Source organism: Acutalibacter caecimuris (genome assembly GCF_034335085.1).
In the GTDB taxonomy this organism is placed as follows: Bacteria; Bacillota; Clostridia; order Oscillospirales; family Acutalibacteraceae; genus Acutalibacter; species Acutalibacter caecimuris.
Genome location: NZ_JAWXXJ010000017.1, coordinates 1 through 24,718, shown reverse-complemented (window position 1 = coordinate 24,718; position 24,718 = coordinate 1). Strand labels below are relative to the sequence as shown.

Sequence of the window (24,718 nt, the reverse complement as noted above, 5' to 3'; positions counted from 1 at the left end):
AGTATAATAAGGGCTGCCCACCGTATCCAACCGGCACGTGCGCGCGGCCCCTGCAAAGGGGCGGGCGCTTTCGTGCTTTATCTATACGTAGTCTATCCCCAGCGGGAAAGCCGGGGGGAAAGGAAAATACCCATGACGATGCTGTGTACGCGCTGCCATAAAAGGCCGGCCACTGTATTCATCTCCCATTCCAACAACGCCAAGGAGATGAAAGGCTACTGCATTACCTGTGCCAAAGAGCTGGGCCTACAGCCGGTAAGCGACCTGATGGACAACATGATGGACGCCCTGAAACGCCAGACCGGCCTGACCGACGAGGAACTCCAGGAGGCCACCGAGCAGATGACCCAAATGATGCGCATGGACGCCCAGGAGGCCGGGGAAGAGGGCTGGGAGGACGACTTCTCCCCCGGGGGCGCCGCTACCCTGCCCACGGAAATGATGCTGGGGGGCCGCCCCGGCGAAAACGGCGGCGAGGGCAGCCGCCCCGGCGCCAATGTCCGGGACCGCCAGGAGGGCGGCCGCAAAAAGAAGCGCCGGCATATCCAAAACTACTGCAACGACCTGACCGGCCGGGCCCGCCGGGGGGAGCTGGACAATATCATCGGCCGGGAAAAGGAGATCGAGCGGGTGGTGCAGATCCTCTCCCGCCGTACCAAAAACAACCCCTGCTTAATCGGCGAGCCCGGCGTAGGCAAAACCGCCGTGGCCGAGGGCCTGGCCCTGCGCATCGCCCAGGACCAGGTGCCGGTGCGCCTGCGGGATAAGGAAGTGCACCTGCTGGACCTGACCGCCCTGGTGGCCGGCACCCAGTTCCGGGGCCAGTTCGAAAGCCGCATCAAGGGCCTGATCGAAGAGGTCAAAGCCGACGGCAACATCATCCTGTTCATCGACGAGGTGCACAACCTGGTAGGCACCGGCGACGCCGAGGGCAGCATGAACGCCGCCAACATCCTCAAGCCCGCCCTCTCACGGGGGGAGATCCAGGTCATCGGCGCCACCACCTTCAACGAGTACCGCAAGTATATTGAGAAAGACGCGGCCCTCGAGCGCCGTTTCCAGCCCGTCACCGTCAACGAGCCCTCCCTTGAGGACGCGGTACAGGTGATTTTGGGCATCAAAAGCTACTACGAAAGCTACCACCGGGTCACGGTGTCCGAGGCCGTGGCCCGGCGCATGGTGGTGCTGGCCGAGCGCTACATCAGCGACCGCTACCTGCCCGATAAGGCCATCGACCTGCTGGACGAGGCCTGTGCCTGCGCGGCCCTGCGCAACAAGCAGTTGGAGGAGTACGACCGGATGGAACGGGACCTGAACCGCCAGCGGGTCCGGGAGCAGGACTTGTCCAACCCCGGCAACGCCACGGTGGATTACGAGGAGCTGGCCAAAACCCACTACCACATCGCCACCCTGGAGGAGGGCCTGGACCGGCTGCGCAACAGCGGCGTGTTCGCCCCGGTAGAGGAGGCGGACCTGGCCTATGTTATCGAGCTCTGGACGGGCATCCCCGCCGCCAAAATCGAGGCCGGGGACCTGCAAAAGCTGGCCGGGCTGGAGTCCGTGCTCAAAAAGCGCATCATCGGCCAGGATGAAGCCGTCCGGGCCGTGTCCGCGGCGGTACGGCGCAGCCGGGTGCAAATCAGCCCCCGCCGCCGGCCCGCGTCCTTTATCTTCGTAGGCCCCACCGGCACCGGCAAAACCGAGCTGGTCCGCGTCCTCAGCGAAGAGCTCTTCGACACCCCGGAAACCATGATCCGCCTGGATATGTCCGAGTATATGGAAAAGCATTCGGTGTCCCGGCTGGTGGGCTCGCCCCCCGGCTATGTGGGCTACGACGAAGCCGGCCAACTGACGGAAAAGGTGCGCCGCCGCCCCTACTCGGTGCTGCTGTTTGACGAGATCGAGAAAGCCCACCCGGACGTAATGAACATCCTCCTGCAAATCCTGGACGAGGGCCGCATCACCGACGCCCACGGCCGCACGGTTAACTTTGAGAACACCGTGATCGTCATGACCTCCAACGCCGGCAGCGACCGGAAGGAAGGGGCCCTGGGCTTTGCCAAAACCGCCGAGGATATGAGCCGGGAGAAGGCCCAAAAGGCCCTTAGCGATTTCCTGCGCCCCGAGTTCCTAAGCCGCATCGACGAAACCGTGGTGTTCCGCCCGCTCAGCGAGGCCGACTACACCCAAATCGCCGGGCTGATGCTGGAAGAGTACGTGGGCTCCCTGGGGGAGAAGGGCATTGCCTTCCGCTACGACCAGGCGGTCTGTGCCTGCCTGGCCCACGGCGCCATAGGCGGCAAATCCGGCGCACGGGACCTGCGCAACCATATCCGCCGGGAGGTAGAGGACAAGATCGCCACCCTGCTGGTGGGCCAGGGCGAGGGCGCTGTCAGCGCCGTGGCCCTCACCGCCCCGGAGGGCCGGTTGCAAGTGGAGGCCCTCTGATGCCCAGCCTACAGTTGCGCAAAGCCACCCCGGCCGATATCCCCGCCATGGCCGGGCTGTATGAGCAGGCCCGGCAGGCCCTGGCCGCCGCCGGGGTCAACCAGTGGCAAGACGGCTACCCCAACGCCGCCAGCGCCGGGGCGGACGTCCAAAGCGGTACCGCTTATGTGCTGGTAGAGGGGGGCCGGGTGGTGGCCTGTGCCTGCCTGGCCTTTGGCCAGGAACCCACCTATGCGGTTATCGAGCAGGGCAACTGGCTGGGGCAGGGCCCCTACGGGTACCTCCACCGGGTGGCCGTGTCCGGGGCCGCCAAAGGCCGGGGGGCGGCAGGCCGGTTTTTTGCCGAGCTGGAACGCCAGGCGCGGGCCCAGGGGCTGGGGGCCATCCGGGGGGACACCCACCGGGACAACCGGCCCATGCAGCGGGTGATGGCCAAAGCCGGCCTCACCCTCCGGGGCGTCATCTATGTAGAGGACGGCACCCCCCGCCTAGCCTACGAAAAGCTGCTCGACGGCTAGAGCCGTTTTTGCTCGGTTTGGCCCGTTTGAAAATAGAGGAAATGGCTGTTCTTTGCAAGGAAAAACCGGTTGGCAGCCCCATCAGCGCCGTCCCCCGCCCTTTTCAAACAGGCAAACAGTAAAAGTTTCGTCTTCTCACCTGCCGGTTCGGTCGGCTCGTGACGGCCACTCCCAGTGGCCCTCGCCCTTTTCAAAGGTGGCGGGGTTCTTAGGGGGCGACAATCGCCGGTGGCGATTGTCCGTCGCCGACCGAGGCGGCAGCCGAGAATCAGAGCCCAAGAGTTGGCGTAGCCAACTCTAAGCCGCCGGAGGCCAAAATGCCGGCCTTTCCGCCCGGTTCCCACCCATACAGGCAAAGGCGGGCCTGCCCCCAGGGCGCAGACCCGCCTTGTTAGTTTTTTTGGCTTTTTTTCACAAAACCCTTTCTTTCTGGTAAAAACTGTGATATACTGAACCCATCCCAAAACCGCCCCTCCGCCCAAAACCGCGGAGGCGGCGCCAATACAAAGGAGTGTATCTTTATGGCAAAGATCATCGGCAGGCCCGCCCTGCCTAATATGCCCTGGCAGGACAAGCCCGCCGGGTACGACAAGCCCGTATGGCGCTACACCGAAAACCCCATCATCCCCCGTGACGCCATCCCCACCTCCAACAGCATTTTCAACTCCGCCGTGGTCACTTTTGGCGATGCCTACGCCGGCGTGTTCCGCTGCGACAACCGGGGTGTGGAGATGGACATTTTCGCCGGTTTCTCCAAAGACGGCGTCCATTGGGAGATCAACCATGACCCCATCGTCTTTGAGGGCGAAAAGGACGTAGTCCGCAAAGAGTACCGCTATGACCCACGGGTGTGCCTGATCGACGGTAAATACTATATCACCTGGTGCAACGGCTACCACGGCCCCACCATCGGCATCGGCTGGACCGAGGACTTCAAAACCTTCCACCAGTTGGAGAACGCTTTCCTGCCCTACAACCGCAACGGCGTGCTCTTCCCCCGGAAGATCGGCGGCAAATTCGCCATGGTCAGCCGTCCCAGCGATACCGGCCACACCCCCTTTGGCGATATCTTCTACAGCGAGAGCCCGGACCTGTGCTACTGGGGCAAGCACCGCTGGCTGTTCGGCACCGCGGGCGGCTGGCAGAGCAAAAAGGTAGGCCCTGGCCCCACCCCCATTGAAACCGACGAGGGCTGGCTGATGATCTACCACGGCGTGCTGAACAGTTGCAACGGCTTTGTGTACCGGTTCGGCGTGGCCCTGCTGGACATCGACCGCCCCTGGATCGTGAAGGAGCGGGGCAATTTCTACGTGTTCGGCCCCGAAGAGCCCTACGAGCTCACCGGCGACGTGCCCAACGTCACCTTCCCCTGCGCCACCCTCACCGACCCGGATACCGGCCGCATCACCATCTACTATGGCGCAGCCGATACCGTCACGGGCCTGGCGTTCACCACCGTGGACGAGCTGCTGTCCTATATGCGCCGCTACCCCATGGACGTAGGCGACCAGGAGAACAAGTAATCCCCAAAGCCGCCCATACGTTCGATTTTTCCTTGACAAGCCTCCCTGCCTGTGCTATACTGTAGCCAGAACAACCGTTCTATTCACAACAGGGAGTGATTGCCATGCGCTCCACCCATGATTACCGCTACGAAACCCCCCGCTTTCTCCTGCGCCAGGTGCGGCGGGAGGACGCCCCTGCCCTGCTGGCCTGCTACAGCGACCCGGCCGCCGTGGCCCTGATGAATGCCGACAACTGTACCGGCGGTTTCCTCTTCCAAACGCTGGGGGAGATGGAGCAGGCCATCCAATTCTGGAACCGCGACGTGTGCGGCTACGCCCGGCCCGCAGGCATTCCGCGGCTATCCGTACTACTACCGGCTGGATTTTCCGGCCGGTACCTGACCGCCAGCCCCGCCGGAAAAGGCCAGCTCTTCAGGCTGGCCTTTTCCGCGTTCCGGGTGGCCGAACACCAATTATTTGTCCATCGGAAAGGATGATGCATATGCGCGAAAAAGCGTTGGCGCTGCTGCAAGCATACAACCAAAGTGAATCCCTGGTCCGCCACGGCCTGCAAGTGGAGGCCATTATGCGCCACTACGCCCAAATGGCCGGCGAGGCTAACGCCCCGGAAGGGGTGGAGTATTGGGGCTGCGTGGGCCTGCTCCACGATGTGGACTACGAGCAGTACCCCCAAGAGCACTGCAAGAAAGCCGTGGAGATCCTGGAAAATGCCGGCTATGATGGGGCCTTTATCCACGCGGTCACCAGCCACGGCTATGGCCTGGTCTGCGATGTAGAGCCCCAGCACTACATGGAAAAGGTCCTCTACACCATCGACGAGCTCAGCGGCCTTATCCACGCCGCGGCCATTATGCGCCCCTCCCGGTCTGTAATGGACCTGGAAGTCAAAAGCGTGAAAAAGAAGTTCAAGGACAAAAAGTTCGCCGCCGGGGTGGACCGCCAGTTGATTCTGGACGGCTGCCAGCGCCTGGGCATGGAGCTGGACGAAGTGATCAACCAGTGCATCCTGGGGATGCGCGCCGTGCATACGGCCATCGGCCTGTAAGGGGGGAACGGAATGCCTAACGACAGCCGTTTCGCGGTGCTCATCGACGCGGACAATGTGTCCGTCCGGTATATCAAGCTGATCCTGGACGAGATATCCAAAGACGGTATCGCCACCTACAAGCGCATTTATGGCGATTGGACCAACCCCGCCCTGGTGTCCTGGAAATCCGCCCTGCTGGACAACTCGGTTATCCCCATCCAGCAGTACAGCTACACCACCGGCAAAAACGCCACCGACTCCGCCATGATCATCGACGCCATGGACATCCTCTACTCCGGCCAGGTGGACGGGTTCTGCCTGGTGTCCTCCGACAGCGACTTCACCCGCCTGGCCGCCCGCCTGCGGGAGTCCGGCATGACCGTGGTGGGCATGGGGGAGAGAAAGACCCCCAACTCCTTTATCGCCGCCTGCAACAAGTTCAAGTATCTGGACATCCTCTCGGCCGCGGGCGAGGAGGAGCCGGAGGAGCCCGCCCGTAAAGCCCCGGCCCCCAAGGGGAAAAAGGCCGCCGCCCGCAAAGCCCCGGCCAAGTCCGCCAAAAAGGAGGAGCCCAAAGAGGAACCTCGCGAGGAACTTCGGGAAGAGCCCAAAACCAGCCTGAGCCCGCGCAGCATCAAGCGGGCCCTGCGCAGCATCGTGCGGGAGAACTCCGACGAAGACGACTGGATCATCGTGGGCAAGGTGGGCAACATCCTGCTCAAGCGCTACCCGGACTTTGACGTGCGCAACTTCGGCTTTTCCAAACTCACCCCCTTCCTGGACTCCCTGGATATGTTCGAGATCAAATCCGAGCGCAAAGACAACAGCGCCTCCCCCCAAATGTACGTCCGGCTCAAGTAGCTACCCACCGCGCATGATAAAAAAGAAAGAAGAAAAAGCAGAATACAAAACTTTCATCCTCCCCCTGCCGGTTACAACTAGCGCCCCAGTAAGCCCACATAAAAGTTTCGTCCACCTTTTCAAAAGTGGTAGGGTCCATTGAGCCGCCCAAAGCGTGCACTATAAAAAAGGAAAAAAGAAGAAAAAACAGAAAACAAAACTTTCCTTATCCCCCCTGCCGGTTACAACTAGCGCCCCAGTAAGCCCACATAAAAGTTTCGTCCACCTTTTCAAAAGTGGTAGGATCCATTGAGCCACCCAAAGCGTGCACTATAAAAAAAGAAAAAAGAAGAAAAAGCAGAAAACAAAACTTTCCTCCTCCCCCTGCCGGTTATAATCAGCGCTCCAGTAAGCCCACGTAAAAGTTTCGTCCACCTTTTCAAAGGTGGTGGGGTTCTTAGGGGCAAAGCCCCTAAGCCGCCGGAGGCAAAAAAAAAAATACCAGGCGAACATCTCCTCCATACCTTGCCAATACCCTGTGTATATCTGCCTGGTATCGGGGCAAGAACCCCTTCCTATCCCCGTATAAACTGGGGCGAAACCAAGCCTAAAAGGCATAGGCGGATGGTTTTCTTGCTTTTTAGGCATATATTGGGGGCCTATGGGGGATCAGGCTGATGTTGGCCCCTCCGTCTTAGGTTGGGCCGGCGAAAGAAGGGGTCATATGCCCTTTGGGGCCTTGTTCAGGTAGTTTTTGTGGCGATAATCCACAAAGTTTTGCAAAAATCACTTGACTTTTCCAACGAATTTCTCTACAATGGAGTTATAAGCAGCCGCTGGCCCAGCCCGGCGGCTGTTTTGGGGTAAAACCGGGCAGCAAGGCGGCATGGCAATGCCAGCCCTGCCGTGGTTTCCGCACCAGAGCGGCACGATTTCTGTTGCAATCAAACAAAATTCCGGTAGAAAGAAAGTGAAAAATCTATGTTTTGCGTAAAAGGAGCCCCCTTTTTGTTGTTGGCCGGCGAGGCCCACAACTCCGATTCCTCCTCCCTAGCAGCCATGGAACCGGTGTGGGAGAGGGCCCAGGCCCTCTGCCTCAACACCCTGCTGCTGCCCGTAACCTGGGAGCTGGTAGAGCCGGAGGAGGGCCACTTTGACTTTGAACTGGTAGACGGGCTGGTTTTTGAGGCCAGAAAACGGGGGTTTAGGCTGGGCCTGCTCTGGTTCGGGGCCTGGAAAAACGGCCAATGCACTTACGCCCCGGCGTGGGTCAAAACCAACCTGTCCCGTTTCCGCCGGGCAGAGGTGCGCAAAGGGGCGCGCAAGGTCTGGCTGGATATGTTCAACGGCCTGGAATACTCCACCCTATCCTGTTTTTGCCAGGAAACAAGGGCGGCCGACGCACGGGCTTTTGCCGCCTTAATGGCCCATTTGCGGGAAACGGATCAGGAAGAACAGACCGTAGTCTACGTGCAGGTAGAGAATGAAGCCGGCATACTGGGCGCGGCCCGGGAGCACAGCGATGAGGCCGACAAGCTGTTTGCAGGGGCGGTACCCCCAGCGTTTGCCCAATATATGCGGGCCAACATCGATACCATGCGGGAGGACGTGCGGGCTGCCGTAGAGGCCGGGGCCCCCGCCGGCAGTTGGAACGAGGTTTTCGGCAACCAGGCGGAGGAGATATTCCAGGCCTACCATGTGGCCTCTTACATAGACGCGGTGGCTGCCGCAGGTAAGGCGGCCTATGATATCCCCATGGCAGTAAACGCCTGGCTGGAGCAGGGCCCTGCCGGCAGCTACCCCACCGGCGGGCCGGTGGCGAAAATGATGGAGGTCTACAAATTTGCCGCGCCCCATATCGACGTGGTCTGCCCGGACATCTATGTGCCCAACTTCTGCCAGGTCTGCGACAGCTATTGCCGCCCGAACAACCCCCTGCTCATCCCGGAAACAGCCATACATAGCCTGGCTGGGCCCCGGCTGGTGTACGCAATCGGGCATTACCATGCCTGGGGGTTCGCGCCCTTTGGCTTTGACGGCATTGGCCAGCCTATGAGCGCTATGGCCGCTTTGGGCATGGACGAGAGCGATCCCCTGCTGTGTACGCCCCAGGATGGGGAGGAATACGCCTGGTACAACCGAACCCTGGCAAGCCTGGCCCCGCTGCTGGCCAAGGCCTATGGCACCAGCCGGCTATAGGCTGTCAGTTGTGAGCGGAACGGCGACATGGCCTTTGGCGGGTTTACTTTCCGGGCGGTGATGGACCCTTCGGCCGTTACCCGCCGGGACGGGGTGTGCCTGGTGTTGCAAGTGGCCGAAGATGCGTTTTACCTGATCGCCAACGGCTGTATGCTGGAGGCCCACTCCACGGACCCGGCCCGGCCGTATGTGGATATCCTCGACCTGGAAGAGGGCAGCTTTGTAGACGGCGAATGGCAGCGCTACCGGCGGCTAAACGGGGACGAGAGCTTTTTATTGCGCTATGAAAAGCCGGTTTTACTGCGGCTGCGGCTATTTGCATACGCCTAAACGGCGCCGGAAAGGAAGGGAGGCAGTATGGAATACTATTTGGCCATTGATATCGGCGCGTCTTCCGGGCGGCATATTGTGGGCTGGCAGGAGGGCGGCGCTTTGCGCACCGAAGAGGTCTACCGTTTCCCCAATGGGGGGGTAGAGCAGGAAGGCCACCTAACCTGGGATGTGGGACGGCTGGAGAGAGAGGTGCGGGCAGGCATAGACGTGGCCCTTAGCCGCTACCCGCGGATCGAGAGTTTTTCCGTTGATACCTGGGGGGTAGACTATGTACTGCTGCAAGGGGATGAGCCGGTGCTGCCCTGCTACGCCTACCGGGACGGGCGCACCGAAAACGCCATCCCTAAGGTGCACGGGGTGGTCCCCTTTGAGGAATTGTATGCCCGTACAGGCATTCAGTTCCAGCCCTTTAACACCATTTACCAGTTGTATGCCGACAAGCTGAGCGGCCGGCTGGAGGGGGTGACAGGCTACCTGATGATGCCCGAATACCTGATGTGGCGGCTTAGCGGGGGGCGGGCCCATGAGTATACCATTGCCAGCACCACCGGCTTGGTGAATGCCTCCACCTGTGAGTTTGACCCTGAGATCATTACGCGGCTGGGCTTGCCAAGGGGGCTGTTTGGTGCGCTCAGCCAGCCGGGGACAGTGCTGGGGACATACAAAGGCATGAGGGCGGTCCTTTGCCCTGGCCACGATACCGCCAGCGCTGTAGAGGGCATCCCCATGGAGGGGGAGGCGCTGTTTTTGTCCTCAGGCACCTGGAGCCTGTTGGGGGCTAAGCTCCCAAAGGCGATCACCACGCCGGAGAGCCGGGCGGCCAATTTCTCTAACGAGGGCGGGGTGGGGTATATCCGCTACCTGAAAAACATCATGGGTATGTGGATGGTAAACAACCTGCGGGAGGAACTGTGCCCAGGCCAGGGCTTTCCGGCCATTGTGGCGGGCGCGGAGCAAAGCGCGTACCAGGGCCTGGTCGATGTGACCGCCCAGCGCTTTATGGCCCCCCGGTCTATGAGCGGGGCCATGCAGGAGGCCCTTCGCGAGGGCGGCTTTGCCCTGCCCCAAGTTCCGGGGGACTACTTCCGGTGCGCGTACCGTTCCTTGGCAGCGTGCTATGGCGAGAGTGTGCGGGAACTGGAAACCCTCACCGGCAGGCAGTACACAACCCTCTATATTGTGGGCGGTGGAGCCAAGAACCAATATTTAAACCGCCTGGCAGGGGAGAGCACCGGGAAAAAGGTGGCTGCCCTGCCTATAGAGGCCACAGCGTTGGGGAATCTGCGGTGCCAAATCAAGGCGGCGCGGCTTACCTGAAGATAGCGGGGCGGCCCGTCAATATGCGGTAAAGGAGAGATGCGTGTGTTAGTGGAAACCAAAGCAAGGGTAGGGGTGTTTGCCATCGCATTGGGGGCGTACCTGCCCCAGTTCCCCAGCCTGGTGCCGGAGTTTGAGGGCCAGTATGCGGCATTTAAGAAAATGCTGCCCGGCTCGGCGGAACTGGTCGACGGCGGTATTGCCACCACCAAAGAGCAGGCCATGGCTGCTGGGGACAAGTTCCGGGCGGCAGATGTGGATTTGGTGGTCTTGCAGCTTTTGACCTATGCCACCTCTTACAATATGTTGCCCGCCGTGCGGGATCTGGACGTGCCTGTGGTACTGGTAAACCTGCAAAAGAGGAAAGCCCCTGACTACCAGAACACGGACACCGCCACCTGGCTGGGGGAACTGTACGCCTGCGGGGCTGTAGGCGAGATGGTGGCTGACCTGGAGCGGGCGGGCAAGCGCCACGCGGTGATCACCGGCGTGGTGGAGGGCGGCGACCGGGAGGCCCAGGCGGAGTTGGAGGACTGGGTGCGGGCCGCCCAGGTACGCCGGCGCTTTCGGGACACCAACCTGGCCCAGATCGGCCGGCCCTACCCAGGGATGATGGACCTGTACATTGACGAAACCAACCTGTACCACCGGATGTTCCTCTACACCAAGCAGTTTGATTGGGAGAAGATGTGGGCTATCGCAGACGGTGTTACCGATGAGGCGGCCATCCGCCGGAAAGCCCAGGACATTCTGGACACCTTTGACATAGAGGGCGGGGGCACCATAGAAAAGGTGTGGGACATGGCCCGGTACGTGGTGGCCTTTGAGCAGTGGGTGCAGCAGGAGCAGATCGCCCTGATTGCCTCCCACTATGACGGCTTTGCCAAAGGCCAGGCGGGCGTGCTGGACAGTATGCTGATTCCGGCTTTCTCCATGCTGATTAAGCAGGGGGTGGCCTGCGCGGTGGAGGGGGATATCAAGGTGGCCATGGCCATGAGCGTCCTGAAGACCATTGCCGGGACAGGGCAGCTCTCGGAGATGTACTCCATTGACTTTAACGAGGATTTATGCATCATCGGGCATAGCGGCTCCGGGGATGCGGCTATCTCCGCCAAAAAGCCAACCATGAAGAGGGTGGATGTTTTCCACGGCAAAGCCGGCGGCGGGTACCTGACCCAGTTCTATCCCCACCTGGGGCCGGTAACATACCTGGCCATTACCCAGGACCGGGACGGCCACTTTAAGTTTGTGGTGGCGGAGGGCGTGAACGAGGCGGGGCCTATCTTCAACTTTGGGGACACCAATATGCGCACCCGGTTTACCTGCGGCGCCCGGGCGTTTTGCAACAAATGGAGCGAGGCCGGACCTACCCACCATATGGCGGCGGCCAGCGGCAGGCACATCGGCACCATTTTAAAGGTCGCCAGGATCTTTAACGTGCCGGTGGACATTATCACCCGCTGAGCGGGAAGGAGGGACCATATGAAACCTATACTGGATGCGCCTTTCCTCACCGAAATGCGCAGGGCTACGGCCAATATGTATCGCCTGGGCTGGGATGAGCGCAACGGCGGGAACATCAGCTACCTGCTGGACAGGGAACAGGTGGCTGGTTATCTGGACTTAGGCCATGTAATACGGGAAATACCCATTGGCTTTGAGGCAAAACCCCTTTGCGGTAAGATCTTCCTTGTCACCGGCACGGGCAAGTATTTTAAGAATGTGGCGGATGACCCGGAAACCAACCTGGGTATCATTCAGATAGCGCCGGATGGGCAGACAGCCCGGCTTTTGTGGGGCTATAGGGATGGGGGCAAGTTCACCAGCGAGTTGCCCGCCCATCTGATGAGCCATATGGCCCGCCTTGGCGTGGACCCGGAGAACCGGGTGGTGATGCACTGCCACCCTACCCACACGTTGGCCATGAACTTTGTCCATGAATTGGATGAGAGGAAATTTACCCACAGTCTTTGGGAGATGTGCACAGAGTGCATTGTGGTGTTCCCGGACGGGGTGGGGGTACTGCCCTGGATGCTTTGCGGCACCAACGCCATCGGCCAAGCCACGGCGGAGAAAATGAAGGAATTCCGGCTGGTGGTGTGGGGGATGCACGGCATCTACGGCGCGGGCAAGACGATGGACGAAACTTTTGGGTTGATTGAAACGGTGGAGAAAGCCGCCCAGATTTTTATGCTGACCGCCCACCTGCCCCGCGTGAACACCATAAAGGATAGCGAGATGAAGGAACTGGCGGAGTTCTTTGGGGTGGACTACCGGAAGGACTTTTTGACAGGGGTATAGTGGCAAACCTTGGAAATCCAACGATTGTAAAAACAGAACCAGGCATTGAAACCCACGGGTTTTAACGCCTGGTTTTGTGGTGATGGGGGCTGGCGCAACCGTACTGCAAAGCGTACTTTGTGGGCGGGATAGGCAGGGGAGGCGGGTTAGCCGCAGAACCCCTCTACCCGCTGGATCACCCCGCAGGCAATTTTGGCGCCTGCGTTGCCGGCGGGCTGGGTGGTAAAATCGTCGGGATGGCCATGCAGGATAACCACTTTCCCGATGACATCATCCACCAAAAACCGGTCGGTCAAAAAAGCGGATACCGCAAGGCCATGATTCCCAAACAGCGGCGGCAGGTCGCCGGCGTGGTAAGGGTGTGCGCAATCTCCGGGGTTGTAATGGGACATGGCGTGGGGGAAGGGCTCCTCCCCGCTACCCCCGCAGTCAGAGCCCTGGTGGATATGGAACCCGAAAATCCCCCCTTGGCAAGGCTGGCTGGGGAGGGGAAGGCCGGTGACTTCGGCATAGACCATTACGCCATGATCGGTTTGGTAAAACCGTACCCAGCCGGTTATGCCGGGGAAATTTTCGCTGCCCGATATACAAGCCTGGGCCGCCGGTTTGCCGCGCAGTGCGGGGAGAAGATGGACATGGGGCAAACGGTTCATGTACAGCGCTCCTTTATCGAAATGCTTTCTAAGGCATCCTATGCAGATAAAGGGGGCAATGTTAAGGGGAAGGGCACATCTGGGGGAAATGTCGTCGACTCGACTTTTTTGAACGTGATACGGGAATATTCTCATGTCGGCTTGGCACAAACCGCTAAAAGAATTGATTTGTTGAGATTGGATGGAGTCAAGTTGACAATAGATCTTTTTTATAATATAATTTAGGCAAAACTAGATGATAACTGGGGTGATACCAATGGATTAGCTAATGGGACAAAGAGGTACACCGTAGCTTAATTACAAGGAAAGAGAGGGTGTTACTCATGAAAAAGGTACTAAGCATTATCCTATCGCTGTGTATGATCCTTCCTATATCGGCAAAAGCATATAAATCTACTGGGGATGGGAGACGCATTTCAGGGTGATTCACTTTTATCCCTTATTCACAATTGGATTCAACTTCCATTAGTCATCTGAATGAGGCGTTATACCAATGGAACAAGGCTGGAATTGAAAGGGGAAACAGTGCGTTTACGCTCTCGCGTTCACCGACAGAAAGGCATGACAAAACAAATTTCTTTTCCAGTGCGGTAATGAATGGATCCACAGTAACCTTTACGTGCGTAAATGATGGAAACAACTACATATACCGTGTTACAGAGCCCTATTTCTCGTGGTCTCCAGGATTTGCGGAGGTTCGCCTCAACTCGTCAAAAAAAGTAGTAGAAGCAGACATTTGTTTTAACACTGCACTGCCTTTTGGACATGGCGGCGCAGGGTATTATGATGTATGGACTGTTTTCATGCATGAGGCTGGCCATGTTCTAGGACTGGATCATCCAACGAACACGACGGATGCAGCAATGTATAGCCATCCTAGGGGGACGCTAGTTCGGGCTCTCAGACAGGATGACATAAATGGAATTGCGGCCCTTTATGGATAAAAATATGGCCGCCGTCACCAACAGAAAGGAAAGGAGCCATGATCATGAAAAAGCTGTGGTTTTTGTACGGCCTTTGTGTGATTTTCTGCCTCGCCGGGTGTGCGTCTACGCCCGCAGCCAGCACAAATGCGGCCCTTACATCCTCCCAGGCCGCAGACGCAGCCGCCGAAGATACCGCCTATTTGCTTTCGTATGACACGCCCTATACCCTAGAACTGCTTATGGAGGGCTCTACCGCTGTGGTGCTTGGCACAGTAAAGGACGGTGAACTGCTAACGGTAAACGGTGTGGATGGGGGCACTATCCCGATTGCGGAGTACCGGGTGGAGATTTCTCAGGTACTGCGAGGCGACCTTCAGCCCTCGGACACCGTTTTGGTTCAGCGTACCGGGAACCCCTATGCGCAAAGCGGGGTGATTTTTGCCGGCGAACCTACCCTGGAGCGGGACGTGGAATATCTGCTGTTCCTGCAAAGCCGCCAAGGCTTGGGCGGCAGCTACAACACGGGGCATATGCACTTTTTTGTGCTGGGCAGGCAGCAGGGCGTTTTTGAAGAAACCCCAGCCCAGGCACAAGCCGGCGCCAAGGGGGAGCGGCGGTTTATCAGCCAGCAATGCCTGTATGCTGCGGAGGCGAGCGCCCAAGGCAGTTCAGGTGACAACACGGCGGATACTATCCTGTTGTCTGCGCTGGAGGCCGATTTGGAGGCTATCAACCAGGAAGTGCCGGCCGTCCCTACCCTCTACCGCGACGCCTTTGTGGCCAACTTGGAAAGCAACCTGGAAAGCGGTTTTATTTCGGAAGAGGAGTACTATGATACGATGGAAAAAATCAAGCAATACGCTCAAGTAGCGGAACGGGTGCCGCTGTGGGAGTGACCGGCTAGGGAAGTGGGGGCATATGGCTTTATCCGAACACCTCAAAGGCGGCAATGGTTTGGAGCGTTTCATATTCGAAGTTTTCCCGGCCGTATGCGTCCAGGAAGTAATCGGTAAATCTGCCGGTTTGTAGGGTGTTTTGCAGGGACCAGGCCACCCAGTACAGATCTATGTGCCTATCGCCAGCCCCGGCCATACGGAAGTCGATAAAAGACTCGAACTGCCCATGGTTCCAGATTATATTGGACAGACAGGCATCGCCGTGAATAAGAGTGCCGGGTTTCAGCAAGCCCCTGTTTGCTTGCATGATTGCCCAGGCTTCTTCCTTTGAGTGGATGGGGAATCTGTCCATGGAAACGGATATATCGTAATACCCGCCGGAAAAGTCCCCGCCGGCTGCGTCCATATACCGCTGATACCTGGAGGAAACCGGTATATCCTCCATTTTCTGGCTGTCCGGTCTGTTTAGGCTGCACAGCTTGTGTGGATTGTGCAGATTGTGTAAATTGTGCAGCTTTTGGAATGTTTCGGCCAGTATGGTACAGGCTTTTTGGGGGTCATCCAAACAACTGGCCAACGTTCTGCCGGCAGCGCTGCGGGTCACAAGGAAATCCATGTCCTGCGAGATATAGGCGGCCACCTCCACGCCAAGGGCCATGCGGTGGAATATCCTGCCAAGCCGGGCTTCTTCCGCAAGCGCACCTTTTTCATCCACTTTTACATAAAAACCGGTGTCGCAGTAGTATACGGTCGAACTGGAATGGTGGCTGCTGTCATATATGTTTGCCCCGGAAAAAAAGCTGCGTATCTCGGAAGGGAACCGGCTTATATCGGGGTGGGCTATTTTGAGCATACGATGCACTTCCCCTGACAAATGATTGATAAAAAAGAGAACACCAACCCTAATACGAAACTGTATCAGGACTGGTGTTCGGTTGTGGTGGACCCGAAGGGGATCGAACCCTCGACCTCCGCGTTGCGAACGCGGCGCTCTCCCAGCTGAGCCACGAGCCCATGTGGCTTATAACACGATTATTTTATCACAAAAGGCGGCAAATGTAAAGAGGAAATTTCATTTTCCGGGGAAATTTTCTGGCAGGAGCGGCCTGGTGGTGTACTGCCCCTAAAACAGTGGCCAGGTGGGCGGTTCTTGCCAATTTCCGGTTGATTTTTCCCGCGGTTTGCGCTATAATGTCTATAAGGATATTCCGGCGACGTTCCATAAAACCGGCGGCCTGGTGGCGCGCGCTATTGGGGATGGCCCCGTTACCCCCGGAAGGCTGGGCGGCTTGGGCGCTGCTTAAGATGTTCGGAAAAGCCTGGGGCCGGGCACTGCACCGGCCAGAATTTGAAATCGGAGGGAAACGCAATGCTAGTTTCTGCAAAGGAAATGCTCACCAAGGCCAAGGCCGGCAAATACGCGGTGGGCCAGTTCAACATCAACAACCTGGAGTGGACAAAGGCCGTGCTGCTGACGGCCCAGGAGAATAACTCCCCGGTCATTCTGGGCGTGTCTGAGGGCGCGGGCAAGTATATGTGCGGCTTTAACACGGTTACCGGCATGGTCAAGGGCATGATCGAAACCCTAGGCATCACGGTGCCGGTGGCCCTGCATCTGGATCACGGCAGCTATGAGGGCGCGCTGAAGGCCATGGAGGACGGTTTCTCCTCTGTGATGTTTGACGGCTCCCACTATGCCATTGACGAGAACATCGAAAAGACCAAGGAGATCATCCGTATTGCCGGCGAGAAGGGCATTTCGGTTGAGGCCGAGGTAGGCGCCATTGGCGGCGAAGAGGATGGCGTGGTAGGCAGCGGCGAGGTTGCCGACCCCAACGAGTGCCAGATGATCGCTGACCTGGGCGTGACCATGTTGGCCGCCGGTATCGGCAACATTCACGGCGTGTACCCCGAAAACTGGACGGGCTTGAACTTCGACGTGCTGGCCCAGATCCAGGAGAAAACCGGCACCATGCCCCTGGTGCTGCACGGCGGCACCGGCATCCCGGAGGAGATGGTCAAGAAAGCTATCAGCCTGGGCGTGTCTAAAGTGAACGTGAACACCGAGTGCCAGTTGAGCTTTGCCGCCGCGACCCGGCAGTATATTGAGGCCGGCAAGGATCAGCAGGGCAAGGGCTTTGACCCCCGCAAGCTGCTGGCCCCTGGCTTTGAGGCGATCAAGGCTACCGTGAAAGAGAAGATGGAGCTGTTCGGCTCTGTAGGCAAGGCGTAAGCCCCCCTGACAGGCCAACGCACTTTCCAAAACCAATAGAGCGCCGGGCAGGAGCCCCCAAGCCGTGGGGGTTCTGCCCGGCGCTTTTCGTTTTTTTGCGGATTTTCCGGGTTTACGGCCCCGGAGCCTTCCCCTCCCGGACAAAGTGATACCAGATCCCGACCAGGTCTGCCAGGGCCCAGCCAATGGGGATGGACACCCAGATCCCCACTACCCCCACAGCGGGGATGGCGGAGAGGACATTTGCCAGCAGCACACGGGTACCCAGGGAGAGCACCGTCAGCACTACAGACATCATGGGGCGCTCTACGGCCCGGTAGTAGCCATACAGCATAAACAGCAGCCCGATACCTATATAGCAGGCGCCCTCTATCCGCAGGTACTGGGCCCCTACCGCAATGGTCTGCTGGTTGGCCCCGTCTACAAAAACGCCCATCAGTGCCGGGGCAAAGGCCCACACCAGGGCGCTTACCACCCCGCAGAACAGCGCCACGCTGACCGCTGCCTGCCGTATGCCTGCCCGGATACGCCCCTGTTGCCCGGCCCCGTGGTTTTGGGCTACAAACACGGAGAAAGCGTTGCCAAAGTCCTGCACGGGCATATAGGCAATGGTGTCTATCTTTACCGCTACGGCAAAGGCGGCCATGACCACCGGGCCGAAACTGTTGACCACTCCCTGCACCAGCAAAATGCCAAAGTTCATCATAGACTGCTGCAAACAGGTAAGCCCTGACAGGGACAGGATGCTGTGGAAGTTCTGCCGGTCCCAGCGCATATCTGCCCGGCGGGGACGGTACTGGGGGCAGGCCAGCCAGAAATACAGCGCCAGCCCTATGCCGGACACATACTGGGCAATGACCGTGGCAATGGCCGCGCCCTGGATGCCCAGATGCAGGTTGATGACAAAGTGCAGGTCCAAAACCACATTTAGTACCACCGACACGGCTAGGAACAGCAACGGCGTACCGGAATTGCCCATGCCCCGCAGCAGGCTGGCAAAGTAGTTATACAGGAAGGTGGCGAAAAAACCCGGAAATACCCAGGCCAGATAGCCATACATCTCCTCGACCAGGGTGGCGGGTACCTGTAACAGGGCGATAACCGGCCGGAGAAAGGCATAAAACAGGGCCATGATCAGGAGGCTCAGGCCGGCTATCAGCAAGCCCGAAAGGAAAATACCCTGGCGGATGCGGGGGGCGTCCCCCCGGCCAAAGGCGATGGAGATGAAAGCCCCGGTGCCCAGGCTGAGGCCGATGACCACTGAGGTGAGGAAGGTGAGCAGGGTATAGCTGGCCCCTACCGCGGCCAGGGCGCTATCGCCAATATAGCGGCCCACCACCCAGGTGTCCACCAGGTTATAAAGCTGTTGCAGCACATTGCCCAGCATGAGGGGTACGGCGAAAAGCCACAGACCACCGGTAATGCTGCCGGTGGTCAGGTCACGGGTCTTGGACATAGGTTCCTCCTTGGTGGGGCAGGCAAGGCCAAAGGCCATGCGCCATACAGGCCGCACGGCCCCCGGATTGCCCCTTTTTTCCATAAATAGCAGGGATGCTGCCAATGCTTAGCCGCTGTTGTTGGTAAACACGTCGGCTACTTCGGTAATGGTAATATACGCCTGCGGATCACAGGTGTGCACCAGTTCCTTCATCCGGCCGATCTGGAAACGGTTCAGGATGATATAGGCGCAAGCCTTTGTGCCGCCCGAATAATAGCCGGTGGCGGGGAAGATGGTAATACCCACCCCAAAGGCTTCTGAAAGGGTGCTGCACACCTCTTCCTGCCGGGCGGTGATGATCATGGCGGCTTTTGAGCGGTCGATGCCCTCCACGATGAAGTCTACGGTTTTGAGTGCCGCCATATAGGTGACAATGGAGTATAGGGGCAGTACCCAACTGCCAATAACCACCCCACACAGGATATACAGGATTGCATTGTACAGCATAACAAAGGTGCCTACGGTGATCCCTATCCTTTTGGCGAATGTGACGGCCAGCACCTCAATGCCGTCCATAGCGCCCCCGAAACGGATGGCAATGCCAGAGCCCATGCCGGAGATCATGCCCCCAAACAGGGCGCACAGCAGCAGGTCTGTACCCGCTAAGGGGGAGGCCAGGCGCACATCCACCGGCAGCACGTCGGTGATCAGCCAGGCGCAAAGGGAGTAGACCAGCACCGCGTAGCAGGCATACACCGTAAAGGCCAGCCCCTGCCGTTTTAACCCAAAGAGGAACAGGGGCAGGTTTAATAGCAGCAGGAAAAAAGACAGGGACAGGTGCGGCGGCGTAAGCTGGGAGAACAGGATGGACGTGCCGGATATGCCGCTGTCGTACAGTTGCACCGGCGCGATGAACAGGGTGACCCCCACAGCGTTCACAATACCTGCCAGGGCCAACATAACGAAGTTGCGGCCCCGCAGCTCTTTTAATTGTTTACGTATCTCCACATACGCCTCCTTTGCTGTTTGGGACAGATGTGGGCGGACGGAAAAGCGTAGCCACCTCTGCCGGGGCTTTGCGGCCCTGCCAGGCAGGCCGCTTGTAAAAACAGGGCGCGGGGGCCCGTTACAGGCCCCCGCGCCTGCGGGGTTTACTTCCCAGCCAGGGCCTGGTCCAGGGTTTCCAAAAGCTGGGCAATGTTGATGGGCTTGGCAATGTGGCCGTTCATGCCGCACTTCACGGCCTCCTGCTTATCCTCGTCAAAGGCGTTGGCTGTCATGGCGAAAATGGGGATTTGAGCCAACTGGCGGTTTTCCAGGGCGCGGATATGCCGGGTGGCTTCGTAGCCGCCCATAACGGGCATTTGCACGTCCATAAGGATCAGGCTGTAGTAGCCGGGGGCAGATGCCTTCAGCATCTCCACCGCAAGGCGGCCGTTACTGGCAATATCGGTGGTAAAGCCGGCCTCCTCCAGGATTGCCACGGCAATTTCCTGGTTCAACTCGTTGTCCTCGGCCAGCAGGATGTGGCCGCTGTGGCGCAGCAGGGGTACCGGGGCGGGCAGGGCTTCGTCGGCGATAGGGCTGCGGCCCTCGGTGCTGACCACCGACCGCAGGCAGTTGCGCAGTTCGGAGGCGAACAGGGGCTTGCGGCAGAAAGCGGCCACCCCGGCCTCCCGGGCCTCTTCCTCTATATCCGACCAGTCGTAGGCGGTCAGGATTACCACCGGGGCGTCGCCGCCGGTTTCCTGCCGGATGCGCCGGGCCACCTCTACGCCGTTCATATCGGGCATCAGCCAGTCTACAATGTATACGGCGTAATTGTCCCCCCGGCTTACGGCCTGGCGGGTCCGCAGCACTGCCTCTTTGCCGGAGAGGGTCCACTCGGCCCGAAGGCCGATCTGTTGCAGCATATAGGTTACGCTGTCGCAGATGTTGAAGTCGTCATCCACCACCAGGGCCCGGCAGTTTTTCAGCTCCGGGATCACCTGGGGCTCTTTGCAGCCGGGGCTGAGCCGGAAGGAGAAGGAAACAATGAACTCGGTGCCTACCCCCGGCTGGCTGCGCACCTCAATGAGCCCGTGCATCATGTCTACGATATTCTTGGTGATGGCCATGCCCAGGCCGGTGCCCTGCACGCCGCTCATGGTGGAGTTGCGCTCCCGCTCAAAGGGCTCAAAGATATGGGAAACGAACTCCGGGCTCATGCCAATGCCGGTGTCCTTGATGCGGAACTCATAGTAAGCGGAGCCCTTGGGCGCCCCGGCCTTTTGGGTGATGCGCATACTGACCGAGCCCCCGGCCCCGGTGTACTTCACCGAGTTGGACAGAAGGTTTAGCAGCACCTGGTTCAGCCGCAGCTTGTCGCAGTAGATATCCTCGTCGGTGATGTCTACCGTGTCCACAGAGAACTCCAGTTGTTTGGCCCGGATGTCCGCCTGGACAATGCTGTGTAGGCTGTGTAGGATATCCGGTAGGCTGCACAACTCCTCGTCCAGGTGGATTTTGCCGCTTTCGATACGGCTCATGTCCAGGATGTCGTTGATAAGGCTGAGGAGGTGGTTGCCGGAGGTCATGATTTTTTTCAGGTACTCCTCCACCTGCTCCCGCCGTTCCAGGTGGTTTAGAGCCAAGGAGGTGAAACCTACAATGGCGTTCATGGGGGTGCGGATGTCGTGGGACATATTGGAGAGGAACACGCTTTTAGCCTTGCTGGCCCGGTTGGCCTGGGAGAGGGCGTCCTCCAGCAGGGTCTTTTTCTCCATTTCGCTGCGGGTTTCCTCGTCTACGCTGCGGAAACCAAGTACGACCGTGTGCTTTTCGCTCCAGGAGCCGGTGCGCACGGCCTTTAGCTGGAAGTACCGCATCTCCCCTTCGCAGATGGTGCGGTAGTTCATGTAAAAGCGGTTCTGTTCTGTCAGTTTGGCCATGAGTTGCGCGGGGGCGCAGGCCTGCCGCAGCGTTTCCCGGTCCTCAATATAGACGCAGGTGTCTATGTATTTGCCCAGGCTTTCCGCCATATTGAACTGCTGCCCGCTAAAGAGGTTATCCAGCACACCCAGCGGGCAGTCGCTGATACGCAGGGCGCTGCCCTGGTCTTTGTCCAGGTCAAATACACAGACCAGGCTGTAGTCGATGCTTAAAGCGTGCACCAGTTCCATCTGCCGGCGGCGCGACTGCTCCCGTTCCCGCTCTTCCTGTAGTTTCTGGGCGGTGCAGTCCAGTAAAAACCGCTGGTAGAACAGTTCGCCATTTTCCTCAATCAGCTTGACATTGCCCATGACGTGCAGCCGTTCGCCGTCTTTGTGCAGCACCCGGTACTCTACGCTGACGCTGTCATCCGGCTTTTTCAGCGACTGGATGGCAGAACGCAGGGGCTCCTTGTCCTCAATGGCTACCGTACCCGCCACGGTGTCAAAGTTATCCGCCAGCAGGTCCTGCTCGCTGGCATAGCCCAAAATGTTCAGCGCGGCCCGGTTGATGCTTAGCACCCGCCTGCCGTCCAGGCTGTGGCACATAACCCCACAGTCCATGGAGGTAAAGATGGTTTCCATCATCCGGCTCTTTTCGATTAGCTCCTGCTCATAGGCACGCTCCTGGGTCACGTCGATGCCCACGCCCACGGTGCCCATTACGCTGCCGTCCAGGTCGTACAGGGGGGTCTTATAGGTGGTCAGCAGGCGCAAGCCCTCGCCGGTCAGCACGGTTTCTTCCGAAACCTGGGTGCGGCGGCTCTCCATGACCAGCCGCTCGGACTCAATACAGGCAGGGTCGTCCTGCTCCACATCCCAGATATAGGCGTGGCGCTGGCCCTGGACCTGCTCTTTGGTCTTGTTTACGGTTCTGCAAAAGCTGTCGTTTACCTTTTCATGGATGCCGTCCCGGGTTTTGTACCACACCATATTGGGGACACTGTTGATGGCGGCATCTAGATATTGAGAGATTTCCCAGTGATCCTTTTCCAACCGGAGGCGGGTCTGCCAGCGGGTGAACTGGAACCGGGCCTCTGTTTCCGAAAGCTCTGCGGGCCATATATCGGCGGCGTGCTCCAGCAGGCCGGCCAGCCCTTCCACCTGCCCGGGGCCTGCCAGCAGGATCAGGGACGCGCCGGGATCCAGGGCCTGTAACAGGCCGGCGGCAAAGGCAGTGGGGCTGTCTGGCAGGCGGGCAAAGACGACAGAGGCCCCGGCGGCGTCCTGGGGGGCGCTGGCGGGGTAGAATTCGTGGGTGAAATTAGGCAGGGGCGGCGCGTCCTGAAAGATTTTGAAGGCTGTGCAGGGCTCGCCCAGCAAACAAAACCGGATATGGCAATGATACATCGATGTTTCCTCCCAGGGCCTGGCGTTGGCTGCGGTATTTTCCGCTTTTCAGTAGTCACTGTTATTTTATCAACTATTGGGAGGGATGTCAAGTTGCTTGGCAATTTTAATGGCTTTTTGCGAAAAATACAGACGGATAGTACCGGGGGGAAGGGGCCAAAACCGCAGAAAAGCCGCCCCTACCTGGCGGGCAGGGGCGGCTTTTGTGTGGTGTTGGGTGGCGGAAAGCTTATTTGGCGGCCTCTTTCCAGTGGCGGCACTGTTCCAGGCGCTTGCCGTCATCGCCCTGTAGTTCGTCGTAGGCAAACTGCGTGAGCTGCTGGCAGGGGAACGCCCCACACTGGCCGCAGTGGGTGTGCCCCTTTTCCTCGCAGCAATCTTTTACCGGGCATTTGCCCCAGAAGGGCTGGGCAATGTTGACGCACCCCTTGCAGCCCATCTCCTCCTGGTACTTGCAGCCGCTGCACAGGAGGCCGCATCTTGACTCTACCATACCAGTCACCTTTCCCTTTCCTGGCCCGGCCGGGGGCCGGGCCCTATGTTGTGGCGGGCTGGACCCGCAGGTACAGTATACCAGGCCAAACAGGACAACGGTATGTCATGTTGACGGGCCATTTCCTGTTAGCCGCCGACCTATGGCCAAAAGGGCCTCGGCTACTTCCGGCGGGCCCAGCAGTTGGGCCTCGCCCCGGAAACCCAGCATCCATTCCACGGCGCTGCCCAGGTGGGTAAACCCTATGTCGGCCAGGCACCGGCCGTCCGGTTGCAGGGTGAAGGAGGCGGGGCCGTACTCTTCGATCAGCCGCCATTTGTAGTGGGCGGGTACCAGCGCCTGCACCTGGTACCGGGTGGGGAACACCCGGTCCGCGGAAAGGTCCGGGGGCGGGGCTGGGCGGGGCCGGAAGGGCTGGCCGGGGGCCAGGTCCGTCATGCGCAGCAGCTTGAACAGGCGGAAGTCCTGCCGTTGCAAACACCACCCATAGAGGTACCACCCGGCCCACTGGTACACGATATAGTAGGGCTCCACGGTGCGGCTGCCCTCCCCGCCGGGGGTGCAGTAGCAAAAGGACACCAGCCGGGGCTGCTCGATACTGGCTTGCAGCAGGGAAAGTTTTTCGGAAAGGGGGCCTTTGTACCAGGAGGCTAGGTCGATGAGCACCGGGCCCTGGCGCTCCCACAGGGTGGAAAGGCCCAGTTTTTCCATCAGCCGGGCACAGGAGCCCCCGCCGGTGACGCTGTCCAAGCTGCGCAGGCCCGCGATAAGGGCCTGGGCGTCCTGGGAGGTGAGGAGGGTGTGGTCCAGCTTGTAGCCCTGCATGATGGAGATGCCGCCCCCCGCCCCCTGGCTGGTGGAGAGGGGGATGCCCGCCCGGCAGAGGGCGTCTACGTCCCGCTGGATGGTGCGGCGGGATACTTCGAACTTTTCGGCTAGGTAGGGGGCGGACACCCGGTCATGCTGCAAAAGGGTGGAGAGGATGCCGATCAGGCGGTCGATTTTCATGGGGTGCCTCCGGGTAGGGGATACCGGGGGATATACGGGAAAAGTGCAAAAAGTGCATAAATATACACTTTTCACTCCGGTTCAGGGTCAGGTAATAAGGGGTTATCAGGCAGATAGTAGAGGGTTATCAGGCAGGTATTGCGGGGATATGCGGGGGATAGGAAGGCGGTCTTGGGAGGGCGGGGCTTTGGCAGGGTGAAGTGCAGGGCGCTTGGGGGAGGGCGTGGGGTAGCTGGCGGGGAG

The 24,718-nt window shown here is 59.3% G+C and carries 21 protein-coding genes and 1 tRNA gene; 14 read left to right on the top strand and 8 right to left on the bottom strand.

Features of this window, described 5'->3' with window-relative positions; all coding sequences use genetic code 11:
• The first annotated feature begins 138 nt into the window (after positions 1–138).
• The 11 genes from U8U01_RS10995 to rhaD all read left to right on the top strand — a co-directional run bounded on the left by U8U01_RS10995 (position 139) and on the right by rhaD (position 12,509).
• Positions 139–2,448, top strand: a complete 2,310-nt coding sequence (locus U8U01_RS10995) for an ATP-dependent Clp protease ATP-binding subunit (protein WP_322174258.1) — start codon at positions 139–141, stop codon at positions 2,446–2,448.
• Positions 2,448–2,966 carry a GNAT family N-acetyltransferase gene (locus U8U01_RS10990; protein WP_322174147.1) on the top strand — a complete coding sequence of 173 codons (519 nt, stop codon included), beginning with the start codon at positions 2,448–2,450 and terminating at the stop codon, positions 2,964–2,966. The genes U8U01_RS10995 and U8U01_RS10990 overlap by 1 nt, the downstream gene beginning before the upstream one ends.
• Positions 2,967–3,487: 521 nt before the next feature.
• Entirely contained in the window at positions 3,488–4,489 is a 1,002-nt protein-coding gene (locus U8U01_RS10985) for a glycoside hydrolase family 130 protein (RefSeq protein ID WP_322174146.1), read from the top strand.
• 95 nt (positions 4,490–4,584) lie between these two features.
• Positions 4,585–4,968, top strand: a complete 384-nt coding sequence (locus U8U01_RS10980) for a GNAT family N-acetyltransferase (RefSeq protein ID WP_322174145.1) — start codon at positions 4,585–4,587, stop codon at positions 4,966–4,968.
• 5 nt (positions 4,969–4,973) lie between these two features.
• The gene (locus U8U01_RS10975; protein ID WP_437124392.1) at positions 4,974–5,537 is read left to right on the top strand and encodes a hydrolase; all 564 of its coding nucleotides are present in this window, start codon (positions 4,974–4,976) and stop codon (positions 5,535–5,537) included.
• A 12-nt stretch (positions 5,538–5,549) separates the two neighbouring features.
• Entirely contained in the window at positions 5,550–6,380 is an 831-nt protein-coding gene (locus U8U01_RS10970) for an NYN domain-containing protein (protein ID WP_322174142.1), read from the top strand.
• A 987-nt stretch (positions 6,381–7,367) separates the two neighbouring features.
• Positions 7,368–8,558, top strand: a complete 1,191-nt coding sequence (locus U8U01_RS10965; RefSeq protein WP_322174140.1) for a hypothetical protein — start codon at positions 7,368–7,370, stop codon at positions 8,556–8,558.
• Positions 8,559–8,585: 27 nt separating this feature from the next.
• Complete coding sequence (locus tag U8U01_RS10960; protein WP_322174138.1) at positions 8,586–8,888, top strand: DUF5597 domain-containing protein; 303 nt, start codon at positions 8,586–8,588, stop codon at positions 8,886–8,888.
• 27 nt (positions 8,889–8,915) lie between these two features.
• Entirely contained in the window at positions 8,916–10,208 is a 1,293-nt protein-coding gene (locus tag U8U01_RS10955) for a rhamnulokinase (RefSeq protein WP_322174136.1), read from the top strand.
• 39 nt (positions 10,209–10,247) lie between these two features.
• Positions 10,248–11,672, top strand: a complete 1,425-nt coding sequence (locus tag U8U01_RS10950; protein WP_322174134.1) for an arabinose isomerase — start codon at positions 10,248–10,250, stop codon at positions 11,670–11,672.
• Positions 11,673–11,690: 18 nt separating this feature from the next.
• The gene (rhaD, locus tag U8U01_RS10945) at positions 11,691–12,509 is read left to right on the top strand and encodes a rhamnulose-1-phosphate aldolase (protein WP_322174133.1); all 819 of its coding nucleotides are present in this window, start codon (positions 11,691–11,693) and stop codon (positions 12,507–12,509) included.
• A gap of 146 nt (positions 12,510–12,655) precedes the next feature.
• Here rhaD and U8U01_RS10940 read toward each other — a convergent pair whose 3' ends face one another.
• A complete protein-coding gene (locus tag U8U01_RS10940; protein ID WP_322174132.1) occupies positions 12,656–13,162 on the bottom strand; it encodes a superoxide dismutase family protein in 507 nt (168 codons plus the stop codon).
• Between the two features lie 593 nt (positions 13,163–13,755).
• Between U8U01_RS10940 and U8U01_RS10935 the strand changes: the two genes are divergently transcribed.
• Together U8U01_RS10935 and U8U01_RS10930 are read left to right on the top strand one after the other, a co-directional pair.
• The gene (locus U8U01_RS10935; RefSeq protein WP_322174130.1) at positions 13,756–14,106 is read left to right on the top strand and encodes a matrixin family metalloprotease; all 351 of its coding nucleotides are present in this window, start codon (positions 13,756–13,758) and stop codon (positions 14,104–14,106) included.
• A 44-nt stretch (positions 14,107–14,150) separates the two neighbouring features.
• Positions 14,151–14,984: a hypothetical protein gene (locus U8U01_RS10930; protein WP_322174128.1), complete on the top strand. Its 834-nt coding sequence runs from the start codon at positions 14,151–14,153 to the stop codon at positions 14,982–14,984.
• A gap of 28 nt (positions 14,985–15,012) precedes the next feature.
• Here U8U01_RS10930 and U8U01_RS10925 read toward each other — a convergent pair whose 3' ends face one another.
• Complete coding sequence (locus U8U01_RS10925) at positions 15,013–15,837, bottom strand: phosphotransferase (RefSeq protein ID WP_322174126.1); 825 nt, start codon at positions 15,835–15,837, stop codon at positions 15,013–15,015.
• Positions 15,838–15,922: 85 nt separating this feature from the next.
• A tRNA-Ala gene (locus U8U01_RS10920) sits at positions 15,923–15,998 on the bottom strand.
• A 355-nt stretch (positions 15,999–16,353) separates the two neighbouring features.
• On the opposite strand from U8U01_RS10920, the gene fba reads away from it, so the two are divergent.
• Positions 16,354–17,217 carry a class II fructose-1,6-bisphosphate aldolase gene (fba, locus tag U8U01_RS10915; protein WP_322174125.1) on the top strand — a complete coding sequence of 288 codons (864 nt, stop codon included), beginning with the start codon at positions 16,354–16,356 and terminating at the stop codon, positions 17,215–17,217.
• 112 nt (positions 17,218–17,329) lie between these two features.
• Here fba and U8U01_RS10910 read toward each other — a convergent pair whose 3' ends face one another.
• The 5 genes from U8U01_RS10910 to U8U01_RS10890 all read right to left on the bottom strand — a co-directional run bounded on the left by U8U01_RS10910 (position 17,330) and on the right by U8U01_RS10890 (position 24,475).
• Complete coding sequence (locus U8U01_RS10910) at positions 17,330–18,730, bottom strand: MATE family efflux transporter (protein ID WP_367575618.1); 1,401 nt, start codon at positions 18,728–18,730, stop codon at positions 17,330–17,332.
• A gap of 51 nt (positions 18,731–18,781) precedes the next feature.
• On the bottom strand, positions 18,782–19,663 hold the full coding sequence (locus U8U01_RS10905) for a YitT family protein (RefSeq protein WP_322174123.1): 882 nt from the start codon (positions 19,661–19,663) through the stop codon (positions 18,782–18,784).
• Positions 19,664–19,806: 143 nt separating this feature from the next.
• A complete protein-coding gene (locus tag U8U01_RS10900; protein ID WP_322174121.1) occupies positions 19,807–22,974 on the bottom strand; it encodes a hybrid sensor histidine kinase/response regulator in 3,168 nt (1,055 codons plus the stop codon).
• A gap of 229 nt (positions 22,975–23,203) precedes the next feature.
• Complete coding sequence (locus U8U01_RS10895) at positions 23,204–23,467, bottom strand: DUF3795 domain-containing protein (RefSeq protein WP_322174119.1); 264 nt, start codon at positions 23,465–23,467, stop codon at positions 23,204–23,206.
• A 105-nt stretch (positions 23,468–23,572) separates the two neighbouring features.
• The gene (locus tag U8U01_RS10890; RefSeq protein WP_322174117.1) at positions 23,573–24,475 is read right to left on the bottom strand and encodes a helix-turn-helix transcriptional regulator; all 903 of its coding nucleotides are present in this window, start codon (positions 24,473–24,475) and stop codon (positions 23,573–23,575) included.
• Between the last annotated feature and the right edge of the window lie 243 nt (positions 24,476–24,718).